Below are 18632 nucleotides of genomic sequence, written 5' to 3'. Positions count from 1 at the left end.
TTATATACATAGGCTTTTTATTTGGCAAGTGAATTCACGAAAAATATTTTGAAACATCCAATGATGCCGGTCATATATATAGTATGAGATGATATTCATTATCATCATTTCATTACTTAAGGAGTGAACAGCCTTGTGCGGAATTACAGGCTGGCTGGACTGGACACGGGACCTTTCCGAATCCGGCCCTGTCATTGATAAAATGGTTGAGACCCTTACTCCCCGCGGTCCTGACGCCTGCGGGAAATGGCTTTATCCCGAAATTGCTTTGGGCCACAGCAGACTGGCGGTTGTGGACATTGAAGGAGGCAAACAACCCATGACCCGCTGGCGCGGCGGCTGGGCCTATACGATTACTTATAACGGGGAACTCTATAACACAGAGGAAATCCGCCAGGCTCTCTCAGTGAAAGGATATTCCTTTCAAGGACATTCCGATACGGAAGTCCTGCTTCTGTCTTATCTGGAATGGGGCGTGGATTGTGTTCAGAAACTCAATGGTATTTTCGCGTTTGCAATCTGGGACTGCCGGAAAAAAACCCTTTTTTTGGCCCGGGACAGGATGGGCGTAAAACCGCTGTTTTATTATCACAAATACCCGTCGTTTATTTTCGCTTCAGAGCTGAAGGCTTTACTTGCCCATCCGGACATCCCCGCAGTCATCGACCACGAAGGACTCGCCGAACTTTTGATGATTGCCCCGGCCAGGACCCCCGGTTTTGGTGTGATTAAGAACATTTGTGAACTAAAACCGGGATACGCGATGCTTGTTAAGTATGAGGGAATCAGACAGTGGCCCTACTGGCAGCTCGAGAGTAAACCTCATACAGATGATATCCGGACAACGGTTCACCATGTCCGCGAGCTGGTCATCGATGCGATTTCCCGTCAGCTTGTCTCCGATGTTCCGCTCGGGACTTTATTGTCCGGAGGTCTGGATTCGAGTATCATCACGGCTATTGCTGCCAAGAAGTATCAGGCTGAAGGGAAAACCCTCCCTACATTCTCGATTGACTACATCGCCAACGACAAATATTTTCGAGCAAATGACTACCAGCCGGACCCGGATGCTCCTTGGGTGCATAAAATGGCCAATTGTTTCCATACCGACCACCATGATCTTTTCCTGGATACTGCAGAAGTGGTTGAGACCTTAACAGACGCTGCCGCAGCCAGGGATCTGCCCGGCATGGCCGATGTTGATTCTTCGCTGCTCCTGTTCAGCCGGAAAATCAAAGAATCTGTAACGGTCGGACTTTCCGGGGAATGCGCCGATGAAGTTTTTGGCGGATATCCATGGTTTCACCGGAATGATCTTAAAAACGCAGATACCTTTCCTTGGTCTACCAACCTTCAAGCCCGCCTCCAGATCCTATCCCCGGAAATTCTTCGGATCCTAGCACCTTTAGACTATGTAAGAGAGCGTTACCAGGAAGCTGTTTCAGAAGTCCCTATTTCGGGGAACGCCAAAGAAAATAGCGATAAACGGATCAGTTACCTGACTTTGACTCGCTTCATGCCCACTCTGCTTGACCGCAAAGACAGAATGACGATGGCCTGCGGCCTTGAAGTCCGCGTACCTTTCTGTGACCACCGGATTGTTGAATATGTCTGGAATATTCCGTGGGAAATGAAGTACTGGCAAAACCGCGAAAAAGGCCTTTTGCGGACCGCCCTGGAAGGCATCCTTCCTGAAGATGTTCTATGGCGGCGCAAAAGCCCCTACCCCAAAACCCATCATCCGCAATTCCTGGAAATGGTCACAGGCAGGCTCCGTACGGTTCTGGAAGACTCCGCCTCACCATTGCAAGATTTAGTGAATAAAAAACAGCTTCAGAACTTACTGGCCAACCCATCGTTCGACGCCAATCAACCGTGGTTCGGTCAGCTGATGGATACACCGAGACTTTTTGCCTTTTTGCTGCAGCTGGATTTCTGGTTTAAAAAATATAAGATTAGTATCATCTGATCTTTAGCGGAAATTATACAAATCCCGTATTCGGCATAGGATCGCTTAATATACGCAAAATTTAACGTCATGTAGCCTATCCGCGGCCAAGCGTAGCCCGGATGGCGAAGCGCGGCTGTTTGTGCCAGGGAGGGCACAACAGCCGAAGAGCGGTTAGGCTACATGACGTAACCCCAAATATTGTGTTAACAAAATAATTAACTGCCCCGCGGAGAATATTCGCTTTATTCCTCCGCCGAGGCAGTTTGGCTTTTTCTTACAAATTCAATTACTTTTTCATCATCCTCTTCACCGATGACATTCGTAAGCAGGAAGTCAAGCCCAGGCAGTGAGGTCTTGGGCCTGGTCTCACCGGTCCGCAGCAATTCTTCCATGCGTACGAGATCAAAATCCACCTCAGGTCTGGGATTTCCCCTACTCTGAGGAATACCGTCCATTAACGGCCGCATGACTTTTTCATCCGCAGCAGCAATCGTGCTGTAGCCCAGTTCCTCCATGGCGACCTCATGCATGACCGGGCTTTGACCGGCACTTTTATCAAGCCGCAGAACGTTATTTTGCCTTGCGCCATGATCCTGAGAATTCCGGGCTTCATTGTTTTGAACAATCGCCGTTTTCAGGGCATTTTTGACAAAAGCAGACCGTTCCTCCGGAGGGATCTGGGAAAGAACCCTCCAGAGCTCAAAATCTTCATTTTCAGAAATATAAAGTACAAGATGACCTGTTGTTTTCATTATTCAACATTTACTTTCCTGGTAAGATTATTGACCAGGTTTGCGGCCATAATCCGGAAACCTGCTGCATTCCCAAACTGAGGATCATCAATCAAGACCTTATTTTCCAAATTCAAATATTCAAAGACCATTTCCCCGACTTTCCCGGCGACAAGAACTGTATGAATCCTGCCGGCCATCGGTTTCAATGTCTTCATAATCTCCCTGGAAATATCAGCGGCCAGCTGGGACAGCATCTTTTTCATGACAGGATTAAGGTCTATGGCTCCGTTGTTCCACGGATATAATCCTTTATTCACTCTGAAAATTTTATCAAGTTCCTTGTCATCCGTCTCGATCGGGTTGGTATGGTTCATGGTCATTTCTTTGAGCTTTTCAGCTACGCCGGCATACGCCCATTGCAGCCCCTTCTCGATGCTGAATGAATTCGGCGGATCAAGCATAATGCCATCGTAAAATGTGGCAATATCCGTCGTCCTGAAGCCAGGATCGATAACTACGACATAACCGCCCAAAAGCTTCGGATTGGTCGGTTTGCCGTCTTCAGTCAGTGTTTCCTTGATAAATACACCGTAACTTTGCGGCAGCACTCTTGAACGGAGAATGTTCATACTGCGCGTTTGTCCCTTGAATGGACCGGACAGAAAAGAGACAGAAAAAGAACCCTTTAATTCTGCCTCGTATTTGTCTTTCAGAGAAGCATAAAATTTGACAGGCACCCCGGTTCCGAGATAGATGTTCGTTTTGGGGTATGGCTGGGCTAAAGCTAAGCCAACGATCAGCAGAGACATCGCTTCTTCATCTGTAGATTTATCTTCATCCCAACAATAATGCGCTTCTTTGGGGTTCAGACTTTCAGCCAGGCTTCCCATAAAATAATGCCGTTCGACACCGCTGGAATTATTTCTGACAATGACATCAAGAGAAGCGATTTGTTTATCAATATCCGACCCTTTTTGAAGCTCAGTTCTGCCCAAGGTTGAGAAAATTCTCTCATTACCATTACAGATAACTGCAGGAAATAATATCTTCGTATCGCCAATATCGAGCTTTATGGCGCCAAAACCAGGATCTGCACCGGCAACCAGTATGTCGTTTTCGAACACGTGCTTTCCTCCTTATTCTACAAGAAATATGAATTTCCAAAATAATTCTATCATTCTATTCATTGTATATCAAAACAAAGTTCTTGGGAAGATTTTATACGATGCATTTTTTTGATTTTTTTGGTAACCGCATGGTATTTTCATCATTACTTCAGGAAATTGAGAATAAATTGCCTGAACAGGGAAAAAATTAATAGGGATATTGGCACGAAAGGAGCATAACTAATTGTTGATCGGTATTGTACGAACAATTATTCTTTATCTGATTATTGTTCTTGTCTTAAGAGTCATGGGCAAAAGACAAATTGGTCAGCTCCAGCCTTTTGAGCTTGTCATTATTTTGATGATTTCCGAACTTGCCGTTATCCCGAGCCAGGATTCAGGTATTCCACTGGTAGCAGGCTTGTTTCCGGTCCTGATCCTGCTTCTGCTTGGTTTGGCCATTTCGGAGATCGCTTTAAAGAGTGAAAAAGCCCGCGGAATTATCTGCGGTACACCAACGATTCTGATCAATAAGGGGCAAATCCTCGAAGCAGAGCTCCGAAAACTTCGTTATAATCTTAGTGATCTGCTCGAACAGCTGCGGGTCAAAAATCTTCCGAATATCGCCGACGTCGAATACGCGATTTTAGAGACCAATGGTCAGCTCAGTGTGATCCCTAAGACAGGCAAACGTCCTGTAAATCCACAGGACTTGAAGCTGCAGGTAACGTCTGAAGGCCTGCCTTTATCCCTAATTATGGACGGTAAGCTCCAGCACAAGAATCTAGAGAAATCAGGTGTAAATATTCAATGGCTGAATAAGGAACTAGCCAAAGCAAATGTCCCGGATATGAAGAGTGTATTTTTTGCGAGCATCAACTCCGAACGTAAGCTCTATATTCAGCAAAAAGCAAACCCTAAGAAATAATTCAACAAGCATTCCCTTCGGGGAAGGAGGAGACAGAATGCGTTCGACGCTTACCATCATCTTGGGTTTCCTAATTCTAATCGGATCGACCTTATGGGTGGCCGACAGAATCGATTCTACTTCCAGCGCTGTTCTGGATAATCTGGATCAGATTGAGCTTCTGGTTGCCTCTGACCAATGGGACGAAGCCTCCTTAAAGATACAGCAAACCTATGATCATTGGACCAAACTGCACGATTGGTGGTCCATATTTCTTAATCATGGTATCCTGAACAATATCGAAATTTCCTACAAACGCCTTTCCCAATACGTTAGATATAAAGAAAAAAGCCATTCCATGGCTGAATTGAATACCCTGATTTTCCTGTTACAGGAGGTCCCAAAATCTGAAACGCTGAAGCTCAACAACATTTTATAAAGGTTAAACAGGATCAGGTAGGTCGTAAAAAACTGCGGGGCTGACATATATGAACTGGCGTAGCTTTTTCCGGAAGTATATCCGGATTATCTCCATCAATGAGTTATTTGCGCTTAGCGGACAGGTTGCCTACTACATCATCCTGTCGTTTTTCCCGTTTGTTATTTTTCTTCTGACCCTGGTCGGTTTTCTGAACATCAGCAATGCTGAGTTTTTCGGCAGTTTTAAGTTCCTGCTGCCTACAGAAACCTTCCAAATGGTTGAAACCATTGTCAATGAGGTCTTCAGCGTCCGCAGCAGCCCTGCTTTGCTTGTCTTAAGCATGATTGGGGCTTTGTGGGCATCTTTGAATGGCATCAACGCCTTGATGAGAGGAGCCGGCAAAGCTTACGGTCTTCAGGAAACCTGGTCGTTTTTTCGTTTAAAACTTTCAGCCTTGCTTTTTTTTGTTATCGTTGCGCTGGCTATTGTCGGTTCATTCCTGGTATTAATCTTCGGCCAAAAACTGACCATTTTCTTTGTCTATCTTTTAGGGCCGGACAATATCTTTCCACTCATCTGGCAGAACCTTCGCCTGCTTATCCAGTTTATTTTTCTGATTATGATCTTCATCCTGTTGAATATCATCGCGACCCACAACAAATATCCGATCCGGAGTTATTTTACTGGCTCGTTATTTTCCGCAGGCGGATGGATTATTATTTCGCTGGCTTTTGCCTATTACGTGAATCACTTCAACAGCTATACACTGGCCTACGGAAGCATTGCAGGCATCATCCTTCTTCTGTTGTGGCTGTACTGGAGCTGTGTTATACTGCTGCTCGGCAGTGCGCTGAATGCTACGTTCATTGACAGGGTTAATTAAGCCCGGAAAAATCCAGCGTTGCAAAATAATCCTCAATGGTTTCGGCTCTTCTGATCATCTCAACCTGGCCGTCAGGTTTCAGAAGAAGTTCTTTTGATCTGAGTTTACCGTTATAATTAAATCCCATAGCATGCCCGTGCGCACCCGTATCATGAATCACCACGAGATCTCCGATATTCATTTTGGGCAAAATCCTGTCGATGGCAAATTTATCGTTGTTTTCACAAAGTCCTCCGGTGACATCATACTGATGATCCGGAACCATCTGTTCTTTTCCAACGACTGTGATATGATGGTACGCGCCGTAAATCCCCGGACGCATCAAATCAGACATGCTCGCATCGAGTCCGATGTAATTCTTGTAGATTTCTTTTTTGTGAAGCACTCTGGCGACCAAATAGCCATAGGGACCTGTGATCATCCGTCCGCATTCCATGGCTACCTTTAGCGGATCCAGTCCGGCCGGAACAATCATTTGTTCATAAACCTGCTTGATCCTTTTTCCGACATATTCCAGATCTACAGGATCCTGACCAAGCCTGTAAGGAATTCCGATTCCACCACCAAGGTTAATGATTTCAATCCGGACACCGAGCTTTTCTTTCAGTTCCACTGCAAGTTCAAACATCATCCGGGCCGTCTCTACAAAAAACTCCGGATCCAGCTCATTGGAAATCACCATGGTATGAATACCGAATCTTTCGGCGCCAAGAACTCTTGCTTTGGCATATGCTTCAAAAAGCTGCTCTCTTGTCAGTCCATATTTGGCATCTTCGGGTTTTCCGATAATCGTATTGCCTTCGCGCAGTGGACCGGGGTTATAGCGGAAAGAGATCATTTCAGGTATTCCGGCTTCCCTGCTCAGAAAGTCAATGTGCGTAATATCGTCCAGATTGATGATCGCTCCAAGATCCTTGGCCTTACGGAATTCGGCTGCCGGCGTATCATTCGAGGAGAATACAATGTTTTCTCCTTTCAACCCGGCCTTCTCGGCCAGAATAAGTTCCGGAAGAGAACTGCAGTCCGCACCGGTGCCCTCTTCGGCTAAAATCTTTAAGATATACGGATTCGGTGTGGCTTTTACGGCAAAATATTCCTTAAAGCCTGGATTCCAAGCAAAGGCAGCCTGAAGCCTGCGCACGTTCTTTCGGATTGCTTTTTCATCATAAATATGAAAAGGTGTTCCATACTCCTGGGCAATCCTTTCAATTTCCTGACTGGAAAAAGGCAGCGATTTATTCGACATGTCGTATCTCTCCTCTAACGGTAAATTGGCAGCAGCCTAAGCTGAAATTCGACGTATCAGAAAGCACTTGGCGTATTTCTGATACACTAAAAAGGTTTACGGACACTACCCGTAAACCTGAAAAATCCTATTTTACCGGCATATTAAACACCGGTAATCTGAAAGGTCCCGAATAGCGCTTCATTCCGTTCCAGAATGACAGTTTTATACTCTTTCAGTATAAACCCAGCCGGACACTTGGCCATCATCCGGCTTCGGCAGTGTTTCCTTTCTTTATTCGTCATGGACTGGCATCTCGGAATAATTACTCTTAAGCACTGCGCCTCTATCCCTAAAAATATTCAATTTGCTCAATTATTTTAGCACATCCGACAGAAAAAGACAACTTACGATAAAAAACAATTCCTATCTGGCCGTCTACACGCTTGACTAACAGATTGGAATATTTTCAATCTGATTAGACATTTTCTGATTGTTCTTCCTCAAAATACGTTGAAGCTTCTTCCTCTTCTGCCGTATGCTCCAGCGGCGGGAGATCCTGAATAGATTTCAGGCCAAAGTGGATAAGAAAATCTTCGGTTGTCCCGTAAAGGATCGGCCGTCCTGGACCTTCTTTCCGTCCTAAGTCTTTAACCAGTCCTCTTTCCACCAGCGTGGCCAACGCCCTGTCAGATTGAACGCCGCGGATAAAATCAATTTCGCCGCGGGTAATCGGCTGCTTGTAAGCAATAATCGACAGGACTTCCAGCGCTGCATTCGATAGCACCTGAGAAGGCTGTTTGTATAAAACTTCGATATAGCCGGCAAGTTCAGGCTTTGTTCCAAGCCGGAAGCCTTGTTCCAGCTCAATAAGCTCCAAACCGCTCGCAGAATCTTCATATCTGTCCCTCAGGACCTGCAGAAATTCAGGTACATGGTCGGCAGGTATCTCCAATAATTCTGCAATTTTCATCATGCATAAAGGTTCTTTGGCCACAAAAAGCAAAGCTTCCAGCGCCGCAATCTCCGTATCCTGAAACAGCATCATCCTGATTCCTCATTTCGAAAGTCCCAAGCTTTTTCAGTTGGGACTAAAAATATTTCATTGGCCTCCTCGCCTTGCTCCGCCCTGACTTTTCCTTCTTTCAGCAGTTCAAGCAAAGCAATAAAGGCTACCACAATTTCTACTCTCGACCCATATCTTAGAAGCTGACTAAACTTCAACCCTCTGGGATGCAGGATCATTCTGCGCATGATGTCACTCGTCATCATCTCCACAGGGATTTCCTCGACCTGCACATACTGGATATCCTCACCTTTTTCAACTCGCTCCAGAACCGATTGGAACGCTTTGAACAAATCCTCCATGACAATGCCCTGTAAAGGGTTCGGTGGTGGGATCCTAGAAAGGATCTCTTCCAGATCGATTTCCCGGAAATACTTGCTGCCCTGCGTTTCCTCCCTAGCGTTCAAAAACGAGGCAATACTTTTAAAAGCCCTGTAGGTAACAAGTCTTTCCACAAGGTCCTTTTTCATCTCTTCTTCCAGCAGCAGTTCCTCTTCGGTCTTTTGCGGTTTTGGCAGAAGTTGGCGTGATTTCAGGTACAACAAATGGGCCGCCAGCACCAGAAATTCCGAAGTCACTTCCATATCCAGCGCTTCCATTTGGCGGACAGTCGCGATGAATTGATCGGCAATAAGCGCGATGGGAATATCGTAAATATCAAGTTTATGCTCCTGGATCAGATGAAGGAGCAAATCCAGAGGACCTTGAAAATTCGGGATTTCGACATACGGTGCATGTTTTAGAGCATCATCCATCAGATCCCCAGCGCCGAGCGGACTTCCGCCATCGTTGCTGCAGCGGTAATTCCGGCCTTTTCTGCGCCCTCCTGCAGTACTTTTTCAACCTTGCCATCTTCATCCCAGAATAATCTTCTTTCCCGGTAAGGGGCAAGGACTTTATCGATATTCTCGGCCAGATACTTCTTACAGGCAACACAGCCGATTTTTCCGGCACGGCATTCTTCTTCGACCCGGTTCACATCCGGCGTGTAGATACGATGGAATTTGGAAACCACACAGACTTCCGGATGTCCCGGATCATCCTTACGGAGGCGCTCGGGGTCCGTGATCATCTGTTTGACCCTGACATTGATTTCTTCTGTTGAGGCTGTAAGCGAGATCGCGTTGTTATAGCTTTTGCTCATTTTTCGTCCGTCGACACCCGGCAGCAGCGGTACTTTGCCGATAAGGGCCTGTGGCTCGGGAAAAACGTTCCCATACAGGTAATTAAAGCGGCGTCCGACTTCCCGGCAAAGTTCGATATGTGGAATCTGGTCTTCTCCTACCGGAACGGCTTTGGCCTTGTAGACGAGAATATCCGCCGCCTGCAGCAAAGGATAACCGAGAAAACCATACGTATGCAGATCTTTGCCTTCATTTCCGAGCTGCTGGAGCTGATCCTTATACGTCGGCACTCTTTCCAGCCACGAAATCGGCGTGAACATGGAGAACAAAAGGTGAAGTTCCGCATGTTCCTTGACCTGGGATTGAATGAACACCGCGCTCTTTTCAGGGTCGATTCCAACACTCAGCCAGTCCAGCGCCATTTCCCTGATTAAGGCCTTAAGATCAAGTTTATCTTCATAACTCGTGGTCAGCGCATGCCAGTCGACAATACCAAAATAGCATTCATATTCATCCTGAAGCGCGGCCCAGTTTTGCAGAACGCTTAAATGTCCTATGTGCAGCGAGCCTGTCGGCCGCATCCCGCTAAAAATTCTGTTTCTCAAAGTCATTTCCCCCTTCAGCAATTGACACATTCCTTTTTATATAAGCGATGGGTTTAGCCGTTATTTATGCTTCTCTTTTTTTGAAGCAAGGTTTTAACATACCTTTTTTCTTCATCCGGAGTCCGGATTTTTCCTTCGAGCCAGGCCAGCCAAATTTGTTTCAGAATGCTGCCGATTTCCGGTCCTTCCCTGACGCCTAATTGCCGCAGATCTTTTCCGGTTGTTTTCATCTGGATTCCCTCGCGCAGCAAACAGTATTTTTTTAAAGGATCCGTGTAGGCATCATCACTGCCAAGAATATTAAACAACAATAACGGAACTCCTGCAAGTAATTCATCAACGTTTTTTATATCGTTAAGATCTGCCAATTTTAAGGCTTTCTTCAGCCGAAGGTATTCCAGCGTAATCTTTTTGAGAAATTTAGGTAAGTTCAGTCTGTCCAAAACCGCGGAAATCTCAGTACTGTCCAGATTTTTCAGGCTGAAAAGCCATCGTTCAGTCAATGACCTTTGCTCACCGACGGACTCTGCCTCCTCAAAATTCCAGGCATAGTCTGCTTGAAACCAGGCTTTGAAAACACCATTCCGTATTAACTCGCGGCCCATACGCTGAAATTTGGGTTCCTTATAGATCAGGATCAGTTCTTCCGTAAAACGATCCGTGCTGATTTTGGCAAAAACGTCTTCTTTTAAGGCGATCGGTATCGCATCTGACGTCACCTTGGCAAGCTTAAACTCATACCGAACGGCAAACCTTACCGCTCTAAGCATCCGGGTAGGATCGTCAATAAAGCTGAGGTTATGCAGGAAACGAATTTCCTTTTGCTGCAGGTCACGAAAACCGCCATAATAATCAATGACATCACCAAAACGGTCTTTGTTCAAACATAAAGCCATGGCATTAATGGTGAAATCTCTCCGCAGCAAATCCTCTCTGAGGGTTGACTTCTCCACAACCGGCAAAGCTCCGGGAAAATCATAATCCTCCCGGCGGGTTGAAGCAATGTCCAAATGCGTGCCGTTACTAAAAATCAGACTGGCTGTGCCAAAGGACCCATGCAAGACCAATTTGTCGCAAGCCAGTTTTTTACTCAGTATCCTGCCCAGTTCAATCCCATCGCCTTCGACAACAATATCTAGATCATGGTTCGGCATATTCATCAGTAAATCCCTGACAAAACCACCGACCAGATAGACCTGGTTCCCCATTTTCGAAGCGGCTTCCCGGATTGCCGCCAGATCATCCTGAATGTCCTGAGGAAGCGCTGCAATATGTCGCAGAATTTCTTCCCGTCTGGCCATGCTTCTGTCTCTGGCAAGCTCATTTAAGGTCGGCACGACGCTGCCATAAATAAGTCGCATCACATCGGATCTCGACACAATGCCGGTAAGGACCTCGTTTTCCACCACCGGGATTCTGCCGATATCATGTAAAACCATCAGCTTCTGGACCTCTTCCCAACATAAATCGGGTTGGACCGTGATTACGTCCCGGGTCATGAACCCCTTTACCGGAGCGTGCTGCAGCCCGTGTTTCAGGGCCTTGTCCACGTCCCTACGCGAGATGATTCCGACAAGTGTTTCATTCTGGACAACAGGCAGGCCGGTGTGCCCGTATTTCAGAAGCATCTTACCAACCTCTTCGATCGGGGTATCCTGAAAAACCGTTTTAACCGGATAACTCATAATATCACGTACAGTTATGGGTTTCTCCGCCCTTAGCTTAATTTCTTCTCGCAGCAGCCTGATAATATTATCAGTATTGCCATTTTTAATCACGGCTGAAGCAGCTTTTTCGTGGCCCCCGCCGCCAAAAGCCTGAACAATTTCATTGAGCGGCAGCTTGCTGCCTCCCCGTGCCCTGCCGACAAGATAGATCCGGTCCTCCATCTTCACGACGAGGAAAAAAATCTCCGCATTTTCAAATTCACTGATCCGGTGAGCAAGTAACGCCAGCCCTGAAAGATACTCCTTGCATTCGGCATAGGAGATAAAAACCGGCATTTCATGATATTTTTCAATTACGCCGTTGTCCAGCAATTGCTGAAATAAGTCCTTTTGCTCCATGGTAAGCGGTCTCTGCAGATACTCTGCCATAACGGCAAGCTCGGCCCCTTCTTCCAAAAGATAGGCGGCTGCCAGCAGATCCCTCGGTGTTGTGTTGGCAAAAAGCAGGCTCCCGGTGTCATCATAAATCCCCAGAGCCATTAACGTCGCATCAAAACTGGTCAGGTTAATGCCTCTTTGCTGAATCTGTTCGACCAGAATCGTTGTGCAGGCCCCCACCATTTCCACAGTCCGGTCCCGGCCATCCGGTTCAAGGACAGGATGATGGTCAATGATCTCAATCGGGATGGTCCGAAGCCTGTCCATAAGATTTTTATTGCCGATGGACCGTTCCATTTCCTGTGTATCCACGAGAATGATCTTTTCTACCTTGTCCAAGTCAATATCTTTGAAGCGGTAGTAGGGCAATTGTTCTTTGGCCAGCGCTAAAAACTCCTGTACATAAGAACCGTATTTGCCGTCGATCACCAATACAGCTTCAGGACATAGCTTTTGCGCTGCGGCCATCGCTGCAAGCGCATCAAAATCGAGAAATTGATGTGACAGGATAATGATCATCGCAGATTCTCCATCCATACCCTTTTCGCCGATAAATCCATACGTCTTTACTGCTCGGTAGCCTTGTTCATCTCACTCATCACCGCGTCAATTTCATTCTGTGTCATACCTTCTTTTTTCAGCCGATGATCAATCGCATCGACCCAGAACCCGCATTTGGCAGCCATTTTTTTGAAAGCTTTCCCATTCAGCTTGCTTCTATGGGAACGAGATTCAGCATTGGCCTGAACAATGTTGCAGATATACCTGGCTTTCAAGCAGGCAGCCTGGTCCATCTCGTTATACGTTTTGTTCAGCAGTTCAATCACACCGGTATAATAGGTCTTGAATTCTTCGAAAGCAATCTCTGTCTCCATTTGAAGGTATTCCTTCAATTTGGCCATTTTTTCGTCCATTGTACCCTCCTGGTTCTCCTCTTCAATAGGAATGATCTTTTTTGATCGAAATTCCTCAATTTCTTATATCCATTTATTATATAAGAAAATAAAGCATTTGGAAAATAAAAATATATTGAACCTGTTTGCCCAATTCTTATTGATTAATTTGCCAGGAGTGCCATAATGTATGAGGAAAAAGTTTATTGCCGAAGCCGTACATCGTGTACATCGAAGCAGAAAAGACGCAGAAAAAAGACGAAGGAGGCCTTTCTGCAATGGAATTCACACCTACTATGACACTGTCCGTTATCATCTTTGCGGCCGCCTATCTGCTCATCGTGACTGACAAGATCGACAGAGTGATCATCGCGCTCGGCGGCGGTGTTCTGATGGCGCTTACAGGGCTTTTAGACCACGAGAATCCTTACGAAGCCATCGACTTTAACACGCTTGTCCTGCTGATCAGTATGATGGTGATCGTCATAATCACCCAGCGCACCGGTGTATTCGAATTTTTGGCCATTAAAGTTGTCAAGCTGGCCAAAGGAGAACCCTGGAAAGTGCTGGTATACCTTTCCCTCATTACAGCGGTCGCTTCAGCCTTTCTGGACAATGTAACCACGATCCTGTTGATTCTCCCGATCACGCTGGATGTAACAAGGGAACTCAAGTTAAAGCCTGTCCCGTTCGTGATCAGCCAGATCTTTGCATCGAATATCGGCGGCACGGCAACCTTGATTGGCGACCCGCCAAATATAATGATCGGGACAAAAACGGGCTTAAGCTTTATGGATTTCATTATCAATGTTGCTCCAGTCATTGTACCTATCCTGCTTGTCACGATTGGCGTATTTCTACTGATTTACAAAAAACATCTCCATACGAGCGAGAAGAACAAGGAAAAGGTCCTGCTGTTCAACGAATACGAAGCACTCAAGGATAAAAAGCTCCTTACCCAATGCTTAGTTGTACTGAGCCTGACCATCCTGGGGTTTATTCTTCATGGGACCTTAAATTATCCGTCTTCGGTCGTTGCGATGACCGGAGCAGTCCTTCTTCTTCTGATTTCCAAAGTCAAACCTGAAAAAATATTGAAAGAAGTCGAGTGGAAAACGATCTTCTTCTTTGCCGGTCTTTTTATGCTGGTGGGTGGTTTGGAACGGACCGGCGTTTTGGAAGTACTCGCCAAAAGCATTGTACAGCAAACCCACGGTGACATGTTTTTACTTGGCATGGCCATTCTCTGGGTTTCCGCGATGGCTTCAGCCTTTGTCGACAACATCCCGTTTACCGCAACCATGATCCCGCTGATTCAGGATGTCGGCGTGCTGACTGGAATGAATATTACACCGTTATGGTGGGCCCTTTCGCTGGGGGCCTGTCTGGGCGGAAACGGCACCATTATCGGCGCAAGCGCCAATGTCGTGGCTTCCGGTATGGCAGAGGAAGCTGGATATAAAATAACCTTCGGCCAGTACTTTAAAGCTTGCTTCCCTGTAATGCTTATTACCGTCGCCATCAGCACGGTTTACCTCGTTCTGCGCTACTTGATTTAGCATGCAATTTGACGATATCTCTTATTTGAACTATTTCTATCTGTTAATGGAAGCTGCAGCTTTCTTAGCGATTAGTTGAGAAACCACAACACAGATCATTATCAAAAGAAACGGCACCGTTGCGAATACGATAAAGTACATTATCAAAGATGCCTCTTGGGCTATCAACATCCCTCCAGTCACCGGTGCGAAAGATCCGCCGAAACGCCCCACAGCATTGGCCCATCCTAATCCAGTTCCACGGAAGGCAAGTGGGTAACTGACTGATATGAATGTAAAGGTCAATCCCAATAACCCATACATACCAGCTCCAAGGACAAACAGAACAATTGATACCAGAATTGTATCTAGTTTCAGCATCAAAAGCAGAACAACAAGGGCAGGAACCGCTGCATATAAGGATAGTGTATCTTTAAGTCCAATTTTATTGGCTAACGGACCCGATAGAAGGATACCAGGTATTGACCCGAGGATGAAAGTGAAAAAAAAGAACATGAGACTGGATCCTAAGTTATATCCTGCACCCATCATCATTTTAGGCAGCCATGTTACTAAGCGGTAAATGATAAACATACATAGTGCCATGATTAACCAATATAAAATAGTATTCACAGCCATGCCGTTTCTAAATAGACTTAGGAATGATCCTTTGTCGGAAGGACGGATTTCTGTTTCGTATTGCTCGTCTATGCTAGGATGTATTCAGGGGCAACTAATTTTAAGATCTTTTGAATTTTTTCTCTTTTATCGTCTTTTATCAATTTTTGCATAGATTCAGGTAAGTAAAAAATACAGAAAACAATCAAAATCAGGGGAATAAAACCAATCAGAAACATTGGTCTCCACCCAAACGATGGCAAAATAGCCATACCTGCCAAAGTGCTCAACATTCTTCCAAGCGGCATTCCCAGAGTCGTCGTGTTAATCAATTGAATACGATTTTTTAAAGGACTATATTCAGCAAGCATAGCAAAGGTAACTGGGGCAATTCCGGCAGCACCCATTCCTGTTAAAACTTGGTATAAAGAAAACTGCCATACTGTTGTTGCAGTTCCCATCAGACCTGTGAACATCGCGTAAAAGCCAATAGCTAACATGAATACTTTTTTATTACCTATTTTATCAACTAACATTCCAAATATTATTCCGCCGGCAATCATTCCATATAGTGTATAACTACCAATTAGGCCAAAAACTGTTGGCTCAATACCAGTATCTTGAATCAGCGAAGGAAGGGAAGTACTGTAAACCCCCTGAGCGTATCCATCAAATAATAGACCCAAGAAAGCTAATACCGCCACGATAACAAAAAATTTATTCATTTTACTTTGGCCAATGGTTTTTAGGACATTTACAGTGCTCAACTAACTCACCTCCTTTTTATTGATCCTAATCTTTAAATTAGACTATACGGACAAGCCGCATTCAAGCGGCCTGTCAATCCGGAGAAAAGGAGGTGAAACCATTGCCGTTATGGATTTGCTTATTGCCAGGGATATATTCCTTGCGCCCAGCGGCGCGCTGACCGAAATACGGGATATTAAGGTTATTGATACAACTACCAGTGTTAACGCAACTCCCGGTTAATTCTCTCCTCAATTTCCTGATCGGTCAGATCATATTCGTCCATTAATTCCCTGGCCCTTTGTCTTTGTTCATAATAATGGGCACGTTTTCTCCGCCTGAGTTCTGAGATGTCACTGTCCCCCCCTCCAGTCCAGTCACCGTTCTGCCGTCCCCTAATTGCTTTAAAGAAAAAATAAGACAGTGACGCTGTGACGACCAACATCAAAAGTGCCGTCAGTGGACTTCCAAAACCAAACCCTATAATCACAATTTATCACTCCTCATAAATTACCACTTTTGTATCATAATGGTAACTCATTTCGTATAATACCTTAGCATGGTCAATCAAAATATTCTTTCTTTATCTTATCATATTTTTGCGGGTTTAAATGTCTCCAAACCAAATCTGTCGTCAGGATATTTACGCTTTAGCGTTGACATGGCACGGGTATCGGGTACGAGTCAATTGAGGGAGATCAATATGAGCAATACGTTATTCAATAAACACATGTCATATCTGTCAGCTGTAAACGATCCGCGTTATTTTTCTTTGGCTAACAGGAATTACGGTAATTCACGGAAAATTTTTTACCCGCATTCCCAGACAGGACAGCCAAGCTCCGTACTTCAAACAGCATTTTTACCTGGTATGGTTCTAACCTCTGCAAACCTACCGGTTATGACCTTGCAGGTCCCTGTCCTGCCAAGTCCGGTTCTACGAAGTCCAGTTCTCCCCTCTTCAAATTCGACAAGTTCTTTTCTGAACGGTTATCCGATGCCTGTTGCCTCGCAGGTGAATATCTCTGCAAATAATCTGAATAAGATCCTGATCGCTATTTTACTTCTTGTTTCCCTGGACTTGGTGTTTGTTCGTCCGAGCCGCTCCCTGCCTTCCGCAGCATCGCAGCACTAGTCCGTCCATTCCATTGCGGCATGAGACCGTCTGTAGCCTTGCAGCTCCTTGCCTGCTATCTATCATTACGGATTTGTTCTTTCTTTCGGCTGTCTATCCTTGGGCTGTCTGATCCGGTCCTTGGGTTTAAAAATACTGGGTCTAAGGTTATTGATCGGAACCGGATTACGCAACAGAATTGTCTGTAAGGCTTTTATATCAGGCGGAATTAAAGGCCAAAGATAGGGTACACCGAAGGAGTTGGTCCGCAGCAAAATGAATAAAACAAGCAAGACGCCTGCACCCAGTCCCCAAAAATTAAACAGTCCGGCAGCCAGTACAAGGAATAAACGGACAAGCCTGTTGGCCTGAGCCAGTTCATAACTTGGCGTCGCGAAGGTTCCGACTGCGGCAATGGCGATATACATGACGACTTCCGGGGTAAACAAACCGACCTTTATCGCCACATCTCCCATCATGAACACTGAGATTAAACCCAGAGCTGTAGCCAGAGGCGTCGGAGTATGGATAGCGGCCATCCTCAGCATATCAATTGACAATTCCCCCATCAGCACCTGAAATAATAGAGGGACTCTCGCCGGCTTTTGAACTCCGATAAACTTAAGCGCATCAGGAAGAAGTTGCGGATTCAGTGCCGCTGCCAGCCATAACGGCGTGATAAAAACGGACAGAAAGATGGCGAAAAATCTTACCCACCGCAAATACATACCCACAACCGGCTCTTGGCGGTATTCTTCCGCGTGCTGGACATGGTGCCATAACGTACACGGCGCGATGATAATACTCGGGGAAGTGTCGACCATCACGATGACATTGCCTTCGAGCAGATGAATTGCAGCTACGTCAGGTCTTTCCGTGTATCTGACCCTTGGAAACGGATTCCAGAATTTGCTGCCGAGGATAAATTCTTCAACCGTCTTTTCCGCCATTGGGATACCGTCAATTTTGATATTCTTGATTTCTTTTTCAATATACTCCACCATTTTGGGATTTGTAATATCTTCAATATAGGCAATGCAGACATCCGTTTTAGAACGGCTGCCTGCTTTCACCAGCTTCATCCTTAAGCCCGGGTCACGCAGACGGCGGCGGATCAGGATCGTATTAAAAACCAGCGTCTCCGTAAAACCATCGCGCGAACCCCTTGTTACCCGCTCAATATCCGGTTCCTCCGGCATGCGGCCCGGGTAACTCCTGACATCCACAATGATAGCCTCAGTTCTCCCCTCAATAAGTATTGCCATCGTTCCGGATAACAGAAAGTAGATGACTTCATCCATGGCTTCGACTTCTGAAACCTGCAGGTCAATGATCTTTGACTTCACAAGTTTGTCTACCGCATTCACGGCGAGTTCCGCGCGTTCGAGCTGCGAAAGCACTTCCAGGATCAGATTGCTGGCAGGTCTATTTACCATTCCATTGACGGAATAAATCGCGATTTTTTTGCCGCCGATGTTCATTTCCCGGAGCACAATGTCAAAGCTTTCAGGTACACCAAGTTTTTGATTCAAATAATTGACGTTTTCTTGATAGTTTTTGGAAATACTCATTGTGGTTTCAGCTGTAGAGCTCAT

General features: G+C 45.7%; 19 protein-coding genes and 1 riboswitch. Of the genes, 7 read left to right on the top strand and 12 right to left on the bottom strand.

What is annotated here, in order from left to right; translation table 11 throughout:
* The first annotated feature begins 133 nt into the window (after nucleotides 1–133).
* Nucleotides 134–1969 carry an asparagine synthase (glutamine-hydrolyzing) gene (gene asnB, locus A7K50_RS05205; protein WP_119774899.1) on the top strand — a complete coding sequence of 612 codons (1836 nt, stop codon included), beginning with the start codon at nucleotides 134–136 and terminating at the stop codon, nucleotides 1967–1969.
* Nucleotides 1970–2193: 224 nt separating this feature from the next.
* Here the strand turns inward: asnB and A7K50_RS05200 are convergent, their stop codons facing one another.
* Both A7K50_RS05200 and A7K50_RS05195 read right to left on the bottom strand, forming a co-directional pair.
* Nucleotides 2194–2703 (bottom strand): hypothetical protein, encoded by a 510-nt coding sequence (locus A7K50_RS05200; RefSeq protein WP_119774898.1) that lies wholly within the window; start codon nucleotides 2701–2703, stop codon nucleotides 2194–2196.
* A complete protein-coding gene (locus A7K50_RS05195) occupies nucleotides 2703–3809 on the bottom strand; it encodes a ParM/StbA family protein (protein WP_119774897.1) in 1107 nt (368 codons plus the stop codon). The genes A7K50_RS05200 and A7K50_RS05195 overlap by 1 nt, the downstream gene beginning before the upstream one ends.
* Nucleotides 3810–4035: 226 nt before the next feature.
* Here A7K50_RS05195 and A7K50_RS05190 point away from each other — a divergent pair, with 226 nt between their 5' ends.
* Genes A7K50_RS05190 through A7K50_RS05180 form a run of 3 tightly spaced genes read left to right on the top strand, consistent with a single transcriptional unit; the run spans nucleotide 4036 to nucleotide 6002 of the window.
* Entirely contained in the window at nucleotides 4036–4719 is a 684-nt protein-coding gene (locus A7K50_RS05190; protein ID WP_119774896.1) for a DUF421 domain-containing protein, read from the top strand.
* A gap of 37 nt (nucleotides 4720–4756) precedes the next feature.
* Nucleotides 4757–5137 (top strand): DUF4363 family protein, encoded by a 381-nt coding sequence (locus tag A7K50_RS05185; RefSeq protein WP_119774895.1) that lies wholly within the window; start codon nucleotides 4757–4759, stop codon nucleotides 5135–5137.
* 49 nt (nucleotides 5138–5186) lie between these two features.
* Nucleotides 5187–6002, top strand: coding sequence for a YihY/virulence factor BrkB family protein (locus tag A7K50_RS05180; protein ID WP_119774894.1), 816 nt, complete (start codon nucleotides 5187–5189; stop codon nucleotides 6000–6002).
* Here A7K50_RS05180 and lysA read toward each other — a convergent pair.
* The 6 genes from lysA to A7K50_RS05150 form a co-directional block, all read right to left on the bottom strand.
* Nucleotides 5995–7248: a diaminopimelate decarboxylase gene (gene lysA, locus A7K50_RS05175; RefSeq protein ID WP_119774893.1), complete on the bottom strand. Its 1254-nt coding sequence runs from the start codon at nucleotides 7246–7248 to the stop codon at nucleotides 5995–5997. The two genes, A7K50_RS05180 and lysA, sit on opposite strands and share 8 nt — an antisense overlap.
* A 165-nt stretch (nucleotides 7249–7413) precedes the next feature.
* A riboswitch (Lysine riboswitch) is annotated at nucleotides 7414–7584 on the bottom strand.
* 121 nt (nucleotides 7585–7705) lie between these two features.
* Nucleotides 7706–8272, bottom strand: a complete 567-nt coding sequence (scpB, locus tag A7K50_RS05170) for an SMC-Scp complex subunit ScpB (RefSeq protein WP_034382176.1) — start codon at nucleotides 8270–8272, stop codon at nucleotides 7706–7708.
* Nucleotides 8272–9048: a segregation/condensation protein A gene (locus tag A7K50_RS05165; RefSeq protein ID WP_020491605.1), complete on the bottom strand. Its 777-nt coding sequence runs from the start codon at nucleotides 9046–9048 to the stop codon at nucleotides 8272–8274. Before A7K50_RS05165 ends, scpB begins: the two co-directional genes overlap by 1 nt.
* On the bottom strand, nucleotides 9048–10022 hold the full coding sequence (gene trpS, locus A7K50_RS05160) for a tryptophan--tRNA ligase (RefSeq protein ID WP_026156304.1): 975 nt from the start codon (nucleotides 10020–10022) through the stop codon (nucleotides 9048–9050). Before trpS ends, A7K50_RS05165 begins: the two co-directional genes overlap by 1 nt.
* A gap of 53 nt (nucleotides 10023–10075) precedes the next feature.
* Nucleotides 10076–12664 (bottom strand): CBS domain-containing protein, encoded by a 2589-nt coding sequence (locus A7K50_RS05155; protein WP_119774892.1) that lies wholly within the window; start codon nucleotides 12662–12664, stop codon nucleotides 10076–10078.
* Between the two features lie 29 nt (nucleotides 12665–12693).
* The gene (locus tag A7K50_RS05150; RefSeq protein ID WP_119774891.1) at nucleotides 12694–13041 is read right to left on the bottom strand and encodes a hypothetical protein; all 348 of its coding nucleotides are present in this window, start codon (nucleotides 13039–13041) and stop codon (nucleotides 12694–12696) included.
* 203 nt (nucleotides 13042–13244) lie between these two features.
* Here A7K50_RS05150 and A7K50_RS05145 point away from each other — a divergent pair, with 203 nt between their 5' ends.
* Nucleotides 13245–14579, top strand: coding sequence for an ArsB/NhaD family transporter (locus A7K50_RS05145; protein WP_119774946.1), 1335 nt, complete (start codon nucleotides 13245–13247; stop codon nucleotides 14577–14579).
* 36 nt (nucleotides 14580–14615) lie between these two features.
* On the opposite strand, the gene A7K50_RS14460 is transcribed toward A7K50_RS05145, so the two are convergent.
* Both A7K50_RS14460 and A7K50_RS14455 read right to left on the bottom strand, forming a co-directional pair.
* Nucleotides 14616–15191, bottom strand: a complete 576-nt coding sequence (locus A7K50_RS14460; protein ID WP_282432367.1) for an MFS transporter — start codon at nucleotides 15189–15191, stop codon at nucleotides 14616–14618.
* Between the two features lie 74 nt (nucleotides 15192–15265).
* Nucleotides 15266–15943 (bottom strand): MFS transporter, encoded by a 678-nt coding sequence (locus A7K50_RS14455; protein ID WP_282432368.1) that lies wholly within the window; start codon nucleotides 15941–15943, stop codon nucleotides 15266–15268.
* A gap of 70 nt (nucleotides 15944–16013) precedes the next feature.
* Between A7K50_RS14455 and A7K50_RS05135 the strand changes: the two genes are divergently transcribed.
* Nucleotides 16014–16166: a DUF2922 domain-containing protein gene (locus A7K50_RS05135; protein ID WP_243103654.1), complete on the top strand. Its 153-nt coding sequence runs from the start codon at nucleotides 16014–16016 to the stop codon at nucleotides 16164–16166.
* On the opposite strand, the gene A7K50_RS05130 is transcribed toward A7K50_RS05135, so the two are convergent.
* The gene (locus tag A7K50_RS05130; protein WP_119774890.1) at nucleotides 16147–16413 is read right to left on the bottom strand and encodes a hypothetical protein; all 267 of its coding nucleotides are present in this window, start codon (nucleotides 16411–16413) and stop codon (nucleotides 16147–16149) included. The two genes, A7K50_RS05135 and A7K50_RS05130, sit on opposite strands and share 20 nt — an antisense overlap.
* Nucleotides 16414–16584: 171 nt before the next feature.
* On the opposite strand from A7K50_RS05130, the gene A7K50_RS05125 reads away from it, so the two are divergent.
* Nucleotides 16585–17058, top strand: a complete 474-nt coding sequence (locus A7K50_RS05125) for a hypothetical protein (RefSeq protein ID WP_199698228.1) — start codon at nucleotides 16585–16587, stop codon at nucleotides 17056–17058.
* A 65-nt stretch (nucleotides 17059–17123) separates the two neighbouring features.
* Here the strand turns inward: A7K50_RS05125 and A7K50_RS05120 are convergent, their stop codons facing one another.
* A complete protein-coding gene (locus A7K50_RS05120; RefSeq protein WP_119774889.1) occupies nucleotides 17124–18632 on the bottom strand; it encodes a spore germination protein in 1509 nt (502 codons plus the stop codon).

Origin of the sequence: Dehalobacter sp. MCB1 (assembly GCF_003590275.1) — a bacterium.
GTDB lineage: Bacteria > Bacillota > Desulfitobacteriia > Desulfitobacteriales > Syntrophobotulaceae > Dehalobacter.
The sequence above is the reverse complement of the archived record's forward strand: the minus strand, read 5'-3'. Positions and strand labels throughout refer to the sequence as shown.

What these genes read in the sequence shown, in the direction of transcription:
- A7K50_RS05200 (WP_119774898.1), bottom strand. Translation starts at nt 2,703, where the DNA reads ATGAAAACAACAGGTCATCTTGTACTTTATATTTCTGAAAATGAAGAT.
- A7K50_RS05185 (WP_119774895.1), top strand. Translation starts at nt 4,757, where the DNA reads ATGCGTTCGACGCTTACCATCATCTTGGGTTTCCTAATTCTAATCGGA.
- A7K50_RS05180 (WP_119774894.1), top strand. Translation starts at nt 5,187, where the DNA reads ATGAACTGGCGTAGCTTTTTCCGGAAGTATATCCGGATTATCTCCATC.
- lysA (WP_119774893.1), bottom strand. Translation starts at nt 7,248, where the DNA reads ATGTCGAATAAATCGCTGCCTTTTTCCAGTCAGGAAATTGAAAGGATT.
- scpB (WP_034382176.1), bottom strand. Translation starts at nt 8,272, where the DNA reads ATGCTGTTTCAGGATACGGAGATTGCGGCGCTGGAAGCTTTGCTTTTT.
- A7K50_RS05165 (WP_020491605.1), bottom strand. Translation starts at nt 9,048, where the DNA reads ATGGATGATGCTCTAAAACATGCACCGTATGTCGAAATCCCGAATTTT.
- A7K50_RS05155 (WP_119774892.1), bottom strand. Translation starts at nt 12,664, where the DNA reads ATGGATGGAGAATCTGCGATGATCATTATCCTGTCACATCAATTTCTC.
- A7K50_RS05150 (WP_119774891.1), bottom strand. Translation starts at nt 13,041, where the DNA reads ATGGACGAAAAAATGGCCAAATTGAAGGAATACCTTCAAATGGAGACA.
- A7K50_RS05125 (WP_199698228.1), top strand. Translation starts at nt 16,585, where the DNA reads ATGGCACGGGTATCGGGTACGAGTCAATTGAGGGAGATCAATATGAGC.
- A7K50_RS05120 (WP_119774889.1), bottom strand. Translation starts at nt 18,632, where the DNA reads ATGAGCTCTACAGCTGAAACCACAATGAGTATTTCCAAAAACTATCAA.